At 62.2% G+C, this 7,151-nt stretch carries 9 protein-coding genes; 1 reads left to right on the top strand and 8 read right to left on the bottom strand.

Going from position 1 to position 7,151, the window contains the following annotated elements; translation table 11 throughout:
* Positions 1 to 297: 297 nt before the first annotated feature.
* The 7 genes from rutG to rutA are packed head-to-tail and all read right to left on the bottom strand — an operon-like array spanning position 298 to position 5,720.
* A complete protein-coding gene (gene rutG / locus HMPREF3096_RS26765; protein WP_032729920.1) occupies positions 298 to 1,620 on the bottom strand; it encodes a pyrimidine utilization transport protein G in 1,323 nt (440 codons plus the stop codon).
* A gap of 21 nt (positions 1,621 to 1,641) precedes the next feature.
* Positions 1,642 to 2,136: an NADH-dependent FMN reductase RutF gene (gene rutF, locus HMPREF3096_RS26760; protein ID WP_032729921.1), complete on the bottom strand. Its 495-nt coding sequence runs from the start codon at positions 2,134 to 2,136 to the stop codon at positions 1,642 to 1,644.
* Between the two features lie 10 nt (positions 2,137 to 2,146).
* The gene (locus HMPREF3096_RS26755; protein WP_008805939.1) at positions 2,147 to 2,737 is read right to left on the bottom strand and encodes a malonic semialdehyde reductase; all 591 of its coding nucleotides are present in this window, start codon (positions 2,735 to 2,737) and stop codon (positions 2,147 to 2,149) included.
* Positions 2,734 to 3,537 (bottom strand): pyrimidine utilization protein D, encoded by an 804-nt coding sequence (rutD, locus tag HMPREF3096_RS26750; RefSeq protein ID WP_032729923.1) that lies wholly within the window; start codon positions 3,535 to 3,537, stop codon positions 2,734 to 2,736. The genes HMPREF3096_RS26755 and rutD overlap by 4 nt, the downstream gene beginning before the upstream one ends.
* Entirely contained in the window at positions 3,534 to 3,926 is a 393-nt protein-coding gene (gene rutC, locus HMPREF3096_RS26745) for a pyrimidine utilization protein C (protein WP_012542267.1), read from the bottom strand. Before rutC ends, rutD begins: the two co-directional genes overlap by 4 nt.
* The gene (gene rutB, locus HMPREF3096_RS26740) at positions 3,919 to 4,629 is read right to left on the bottom strand and encodes a pyrimidine utilization protein B (protein WP_023339874.1); all 711 of its coding nucleotides are present in this window, start codon (positions 4,627 to 4,629) and stop codon (positions 3,919 to 3,921) included. The genes rutC and rutB overlap by 8 nt, the downstream gene beginning before the upstream one ends.
* A complete protein-coding gene (gene rutA, locus HMPREF3096_RS26735; protein WP_004204507.1) occupies positions 4,629 to 5,720 on the bottom strand; it encodes a pyrimidine utilization protein A in 1,092 nt (363 codons plus the stop codon). Before rutA ends, rutB begins: the two co-directional genes overlap by 1 nt.
* A 284-nt stretch (positions 5,721 to 6,004) precedes the next feature.
* On the opposite strand from rutA, the gene rutR reads away from it, so the two are divergent.
* The gene (gene rutR, locus HMPREF3096_RS26730; RefSeq protein ID WP_004204508.1) at positions 6,005 to 6,643 is read left to right on the top strand and encodes an HTH-type transcriptional regulator RutR; all 639 of its coding nucleotides are present in this window, start codon (positions 6,005 to 6,007) and stop codon (positions 6,641 to 6,643) included.
* Here the strand turns inward: rutR and HMPREF3096_RS26725 are convergent.
* Positions 6,640 to 7,035: a lysozyme inhibitor LprI family protein gene (locus tag HMPREF3096_RS26725; RefSeq protein ID WP_008805943.1), complete on the bottom strand. Its 396-nt coding sequence runs from the start codon at positions 7,033 to 7,035 to the stop codon at positions 6,640 to 6,642. The two genes, rutR and HMPREF3096_RS26725, sit on opposite strands and share 4 nt — an antisense overlap.
* Positions 7,036 to 7,151: the final 116 nt, after the last annotated feature.

The following is a 7,151-nucleotide window of genomic DNA, read 5'->3' as shown; positions in this document are numbered from 1 at the left end:
ACTGGCCGCCCCCTGTGCGCTCCCTGCGCCAGGAGAGGCATAACGCAGAAGACCTATCGGGAGCGCCATCTGCCCGGAAATAACACAGAACAACCGTTTTGCCGGGGCGAAACCGTTGCAAACCGATAACCGTATCAAATTATCCAGCCCTGACGGTCAGTCGGCCCGCGTCAGCGCAGCGCCGCCGGTCGGTCAGGCTCCGTACCTGCGGCGGTGCCGGATGGCGGCATAAATGCCTTATCCGGCCTACAGGCTCACACCACCCAGGCCCACGCGCCAACGCCGCGCTAATGTGGCTTACACCGGCGTTACCCTGGCCTCCTTCGCCTCGCGCGTCCCGCGATGAAGCAGCGCGTGCAGCAGGATCGCCCCGAAGGTGGCCGTACCAATTCCGCCCAGCGTAAAGCCGCCCAGCGACAGCGCGAAATCGCCGGCGCCCAGCACCAGGGTCACCGACACCATGATCAAATTGCTGTTCTGGCTGAGGTCGACGCGGTTTTGTACCCAGATCCGCGCCCCGGCGACCGCGATCAGGCCAAAGACCACGATCGAGGCGCCGCCGATCACCGGCCCGGGAATGGTGTGGATTAATGCGCCAAACTTCGGCGAGAAGCCGAGCAGCATCGCGATCAGCGCCGCGGCGACAAAGACCAGCGTCGAGTAGACCTTGGTCACCGCCATGACGCCAATGTTCTCCGCATAGGTCGTGACCCCGCTGCCGCCCACCGAGCCGGAGAGCATGGTCGCCAGCCCGTCGCCGACGAAGGCGCGCCCCATGTACGGGTCCATATTGCGCCCGGTCATCCCGGCGACGGCCTTCAGATGCCCGAGGTTCTCGGCCACCAGGATCACCGCGACCGGCGCAATCAACATCATCGCCTGACCGTTAAAGGATGGGGTGGTAAAGTGCGGCAGCCCGAACCACGCCGCCTGGGCGAGGGAAGAAAAGTCCAGCGGCTTGCCAAGGCCAAAGCCGTTAGCCAGCAGGGCGTACAGTGCGCAGGCAACGATCAGGCCGACCAGGATCAGCAGACGCTGCAGCATCCCGCGGGTAAATACCGCGACTATGCCGATGCAGAGCACGGTCAACACCGCCATCCAGCTGTCGAAGGCGCTGGCGGAGACGCTGCGCACGGCAATCGGCGCCAGGTTCAGGCCGATTGCCATCACCACCGCGCCGGTCACCACCGGCGGCATCAGGCGCTCGATCCAGCGGGTGCCGATCTTCATCACCACCAGACCAATCAGGGTGTAAACCAGCCCGCAGGCGATGATCCCGCCAAGGGCGACGCTCAGATGAGGGTTCAGCCCCTGGCCGTTAAAGCCGGTAATGGCGATCACCACCCCGACAAAAGCGGCGCTGGAGCCGAGATAGCTCGGCACCCGTCCGCCGGTGACGACAAAGAACAGCAGAGTGCCGACGCCCGACATCAGAATCGACAGGTTGGGGTCGAGCCCCATCAACAACGGCATCAGCACCGTCGCACCGAACATCGCAACGGCGTGCTGCACGCCCATCACCAGCGTTTGCCCGGCCGACAAGCGTTCATCGGGGGCGACAACGCCGGACTCAGCGGCGGGGGAGGTCAACTTCCAGCGAGGAAAATCGAAGAGTGCCATGATGATATCCCGGGTTAAAGGTTAACAAGCGGGTCGCATAAGCGTGTGATAACCGCGGTCAAACCACATCAGTCCCCGGGGCTCCGGGTGACGGGTAATGGCCACGACGTGACAAAACAGAATGTCGTGCGTCCCGACGCTGACGCGCTGGTCGATGCGGCAGTCAAAGCTGACCAGCGCCGCCTCCAGCCGCGGACAGCCGGTGGCGCCGGTCTGCCAGTCGGCGGCGGCAAAACGCTCGTCCATTGCCGTTTTACCGCCAAACAGCGTCGACAGGGCCTCCTGTCCGGCCGCCAGGGTATTGACGCACAGCGAGTGGTGTTCGCTGAACACCGGCCACACCGAGGCCGAGCGGTTCAGGCAGACCAGCAGGGTCGGCGGCGTGTCGGTAACGCTGCAGACCGCGCTGGCGGTGAAACCCGCCCGGCCCGCCGGGCCATCGGTGGTAATAATGTTAACCGCGGCGCCGACGTGGGCCATGGCGTCACGAAAACTCGCTTTGTCCGCTAACTCCATCGCCAACTCCTTATGCCAGCAGGCAGGCTTCATCAAAGGACAGACGCGGCAGGCGGCCGTACAGCTTGCCGGGGTCGCCATAGCCGATGTTCACCAGCAGGTTGCTTTTCCAGCCGTTGTCGGCAAAAAACGCCGCGTCGACTTTTTCCCGGTCAAAACCGGACATCGGCCCGGTGTCGAGGCCCAGCGCGCGGCAGGCGAAAATCAGGTACGCCGCCTGCAGCGAGCTGTTGCGAAACGCGGTCTCTTCCGCCAGCTGCGGGCTGGAGGTAAACCAGCTGCGGGCGTCACCGTGGGGAAACAGGGTCGGCAGCCGGTCGTAGAAGGCGCTATCCCATGCCACGATGGCGGTCACCGGCGCCTGCATGGTTTTCTGCAGATTGCCGCTGGAGAGCGTTGGGCGGAGCTTCTCTTTGCCTTCCGCGCTGCGGACGAACACGATGCGCGCTGGCGAACAGTTGGCGGAGGTGGGCCCCATTTTCATCAGGTCCCAGATGGCCTGCAGTTGCGCGTCGCTCACCGGTTTATCGAGCCAGCCGTTGTGGGTACGGGCCTGGGTAAACAGCGTCTCGCAGGCCGTGTGGTTTATCGCGTCGTTCATCGGATCTCCCTGGCGACCGGCAGCATAGCGGCCAGCCCGTCGCATAAAATGGTATTAAAGGTATCGGCGTCGGTGACGTTACAGGCATGGCCGCCCCACGGCATCTCCACACGCTGGCTGCCGGGGATCGCCGCCTGCAGCACGCGGGAGCAGGAGGCCGGGACCAGCAGGTCGTCAGCGGCGCTGACAATCAGCGTCGGGCAGGCGATGGCCGCAGCACGGCGTGAAAAATCAGCCTGCTTCAGGGCCTGCAGCCGCTTCAGCAGATTCTCTTTGCCCTGAAAATGGCTGATGGCAAGCGCATCTTCCGCTTCGAGGCGCGGCAGGCGCGCGGCCATCCATTCCGCCGGGTAGAGAAACAGTGGTTGCGCTTCAACCCACGCCTGCGCGCCGCCGGCATGCAGCAGACGCTCGCGCACCAGGAAGCAGCGGCGGGTGTGCGGCGACAGCGTCAGCCAGCCGTTGACCAGCACCAGGGCGCTCACCGCCTCGGGGCGATCGAGCGCCAGCTGCAGGCCAATCAGCGCCCCCAGGGCGTGGCCCACCAGCGCAAAGCGGGTGATCCCCGTCGCCTGCAGGGCGCTGAACAGCTCCTGGGCCATCGTCGCCATGCTGTAGTCGACGGGCAGCGGGCCGGCGTTTTCCCCGGTCCCGTTATGGTCATAACTCACCAGCTGATACTGTGCCTCCAGCGCCGCGCGCTGCGCCAGCCAGTAGCCGCCGCCGCCGCCTAAACCGGCGCTGAGGACCACCACCGGCGCGCCGGGCCATGGGGCTGGAGCAATATTGAGCCTCATCATGTCGGGGCGCCGATATGGGCGACGCTGGCGATTTCCACCAGCGCATCAGGCTTCACCAGTCCGCACTGAATGCAGAAGCGGGCCGGTTTATCGCCGGGGAAGAACTCGGCGTAGACCTCGTTAATCGCGGCGTAATTTGTCCAGTCGGTGATAAAGATGCTGTTGAAAGTCACATCCGCCATACTCCCGCCCGCCGTTTCGATAACGCTCTTGATGGTCTCCAGCACGTGGCGGGTTTGCGCCTTTGGGTCGCCGATGTGCACCACATTGTTTTGCTTATCAAACGGCAGGGTGCCCGAGACGTAGACCACCCCGTCGGCGAGCGTTCCCGGAACAAAGGGGGCAATCGGCGTGGTGGTGCCTGGCGGAATAATCACCTGTTTAGGCATAACGTTTCTCCTTGGCTAAAGACAGCGGGGTGGCGGGGGACAGCGCGTGGCAGAAGCTCTCGACGTCGCTGACCCAGCCGAAAAAGGTTTCAATATTGAACAGCGCCGCCTGCTGGGCGAAGGCCGGGCCGGCCTGATGGGTGGCATCCTCCAGCACGATGCCGAAGTATTCGAGAAAGAAGCCATCGCGCAGCGTCGATTCGACGCAGACGTTGGTGGCGATCCCGGTGAACACCAGGTGGCGTATGCCGCGGCTGCGTAAAATGCTGTCGAGCGGGGTGTTAAAGAAGCCGCTGTAACGCGGTTTCGGCAACACGATATCGCCTTCCTGCGGCGTCAGCTCATCCACCAGCTGATAATCCCAGCCGCCTTTCGCCAGCAGCTTGCCCTGCAGCTCCGGACGCTGACGCATCGTTTTCAGCGCGTTGGACTTGTGATAGTTCGGCGAGCCCGGGCCGCCAGCTTCAATATACTGGTCATCCCAGCCATTCTGGAACCAGATAATCAGCATACCCGCGGCGCGGGCGGCGGCGACGGCGGTATTAATATTGTCGATAACCGGCCGGGTGGCGGAGACGTCAAAGCCGGCGAGATCCAGATAACCGCCCTGACTGGCGTAGGCATTCTGCATATCGACCACAATCAGCGCGCTCTGCTGCGGCGCGAAGGTCAGGGATTCTGGGCGAGCGGGAAGGGTAATCATCAGGCCACCTCACGGGTAACAGGAGCAATGTGGTCCCGGCAGCGCATCAGCGGCTGAATGCGTTCGCCAAAGGCGTCGATGCCGGCAAGAAAATCATCAAAGGTCAGCAGCACGCCGTCGGTGCCGGGCACGCTCGCCACTTCATCGAGCATCCGCGCGACGCTGGCATACGATCCGACAAGGGTGCCCATGTTAATGTTGACCGCCGAGGTGGGGTCGGCCATCTGGCGCACGTTGGTATCGCTGCCGGAGCGGGTGTCTTTCTGACTCTGCTCGGTGAGCCACGCCAGCGCTTCTTCATCGGCGCCCGCTTTGTAATGTTCCCATTTGGCGCGCGCCGCCTCGTCGGTTTCGTCGGCGATCACCATAAACAGCACATAGGACCCCACGTCGCGGCCGGTTTTTTCCGCCGCCTGCATCATGCGTGCGGCGGTTGGGGCAAAGGCCGTTGGCGTGTTGACTCCTTTGCCAAAGCAGAAGTTGTAGTCCGCGTGCTGAGCGGAGAAGGCCATACCGGCGTCGCTCTGCCCGGCGCAGATCACCTTCATCGGCTGCGAAGGGCGCGGGCTGACCCGGCAGTCGTTCATGGTGAAGTAATCACCTTTGAAATCGCTGCGCCCGGTGCCCCACAGGTCACGGAGCACCTGAACGTATTCGGTGAGATAGTCATAGCGGCTGGCGAAATAGTCATCTCCCGGCCACATGCCCATCTGGTCATATTCCGGTTTTTGCCAGCCGGTCACCAGATTGACGCCAAACCGGCCGCCGGAGATGGAGTCGATAGTGGAGGCCATTCGGGCGACAATCGCCGGCGGCAGCGTCAGGGTGGCGGCGGTGGCGTAGATCTGGATCTTCGAGGTCACCGCGGCCAGGCCGGCCATCAGGGTGAAGGACTCCAGGTTGTGATCCCAGAATTCGGTTTTCCCGCCGAAGCCGCGCAGCTTGATCATGGAGAGCGCGAAGTCGAAATGGTAGTGCTCGGCCTTCTGTACGATAGCCTTATTCAGTTCGAAGGTCGGCATATACTGCGGGGCATGAGTAGAGATCAGCCAGCCGTTGTTGCCAATGGGAACGAAAACACCAATTTTCATACCTACCTCTCTGCAGTCATGGAAGATGGGTTGCGATGGTGCGGCATCCTGCCTCTCCCTGGACCACCTCGCAGAAAAGGTAAAGCAAAGGCGATGCCAGTTTTATAAATGCTAATGTTATTAATGTGTTACTTTTGAGTTGCTAAAAAGGACGATAAAAAAGTGGACTGGATGGTCAAAATCAGTGCACGAAAAAACGGCAGTCATGCGCAATCAGGGTGCACGGGGTCGTGTCGGCGCGGGGCTTTTGCTATGCTGGTGGCGTCAACTGAAGGAGAGGATGTATGGCACAGGGCGCGGTGAAGAAAAACGGCAAACGTTCACAAGCGGTCAGCGCCAAAAAGGAGGCCATCCTGGCCGCCGCGCTGGAGGCATTTTCGCAATTTGGTATTCACGGTACGCGACTGGAGCAGGTGGCTGAGCGCGCCGGGGTATCGAAAACCAATCTGCTCTATTACTACCCTTCGAAAGAGGCGCTGTATGTGGCTGTCCTGCAGCAGATCCTCGCCATCTGGCTGGCGCCGCTGAAGGCGTTTCGCGAGGATATCAGCCCGCTGGTGGCGATCCGCGAATATATTCGCCTGAAGCTGGAGGTGTCCCGCGATCACCCCCAGGCCTCGAAGCTGTTCTGCCTCGAGATGCTGCAGGGGGCGCCGCTGCTGATGGGCGAACTGACCGGGGACCTGAAAGCGCTGGTCGATGAGAAATCGGCGATTGTCTCCGGCTGGATCGACCGCGGCAAGCTGGCGCCAGTCGATCCGCAGCATTTAATCTTTATGATCTGGGCCACCACCCAGCATTACGCCGACTTTGCCACCCAGGTGGAGGCGGTCACCGGCGCCACGCTGCAGGACGCGGCCTTTTTTGAACAAACGGTCGATAATGTCCAGCGGATGATTATCGAAGGCATTCGCGTCCGTTAATTGGCCGGCGGCAGCGGGCAGCTTTGATCGCCATCCTCGCACTGCAGCAGCGAGGCGAGGAAAGACTCCCGCTCCACGCTCTTATCGGTCATGCACTGGCTTACCAGCATCGGCTGCATGCTGCCGCCTTCGGCGCCGGACGCGAGAAAGGCGCAATCGGCGTCGCGCAGGGCGATCCATGCCTGCTGCGCCTGCTTCAGTAATGTTTGTTGTTTACCCACCGCCCGCTGCAGGGCCTGCTGCCAGGTGTCATTCAGCTTTTTGTCGGCCGCCTGATACTGCGCGGCCGCGCACTGATTCATTTCGGTTTGGGTATTGGCGTTGCTGCACTCGTCCGCCAGCGCCGCGCCGCTGGCCAGCAGGGCCATCACGGCAAATAACGTGCGTTTCATTGTTCTGCTCCCATAAAAAAGGCTCCCGTCCGGGAGCCTTAATTAAACACAGCTGACGTCGGCTGTCATTAGCTGATCACAGCGCCGATTTCCCGGATGACGGCGCACAGCGCCTT

Source organism: Klebsiella sp. HMSC25G12, from assembly GCF_001807705.1.
Classification (GTDB): domain Bacteria; phylum Pseudomonadota; class Gammaproteobacteria; order Enterobacterales; family Enterobacteriaceae; genus Klebsiella; species Klebsiella variicola.
This window is presented reverse-complemented; position numbering and strand designations above follow the sequence as displayed.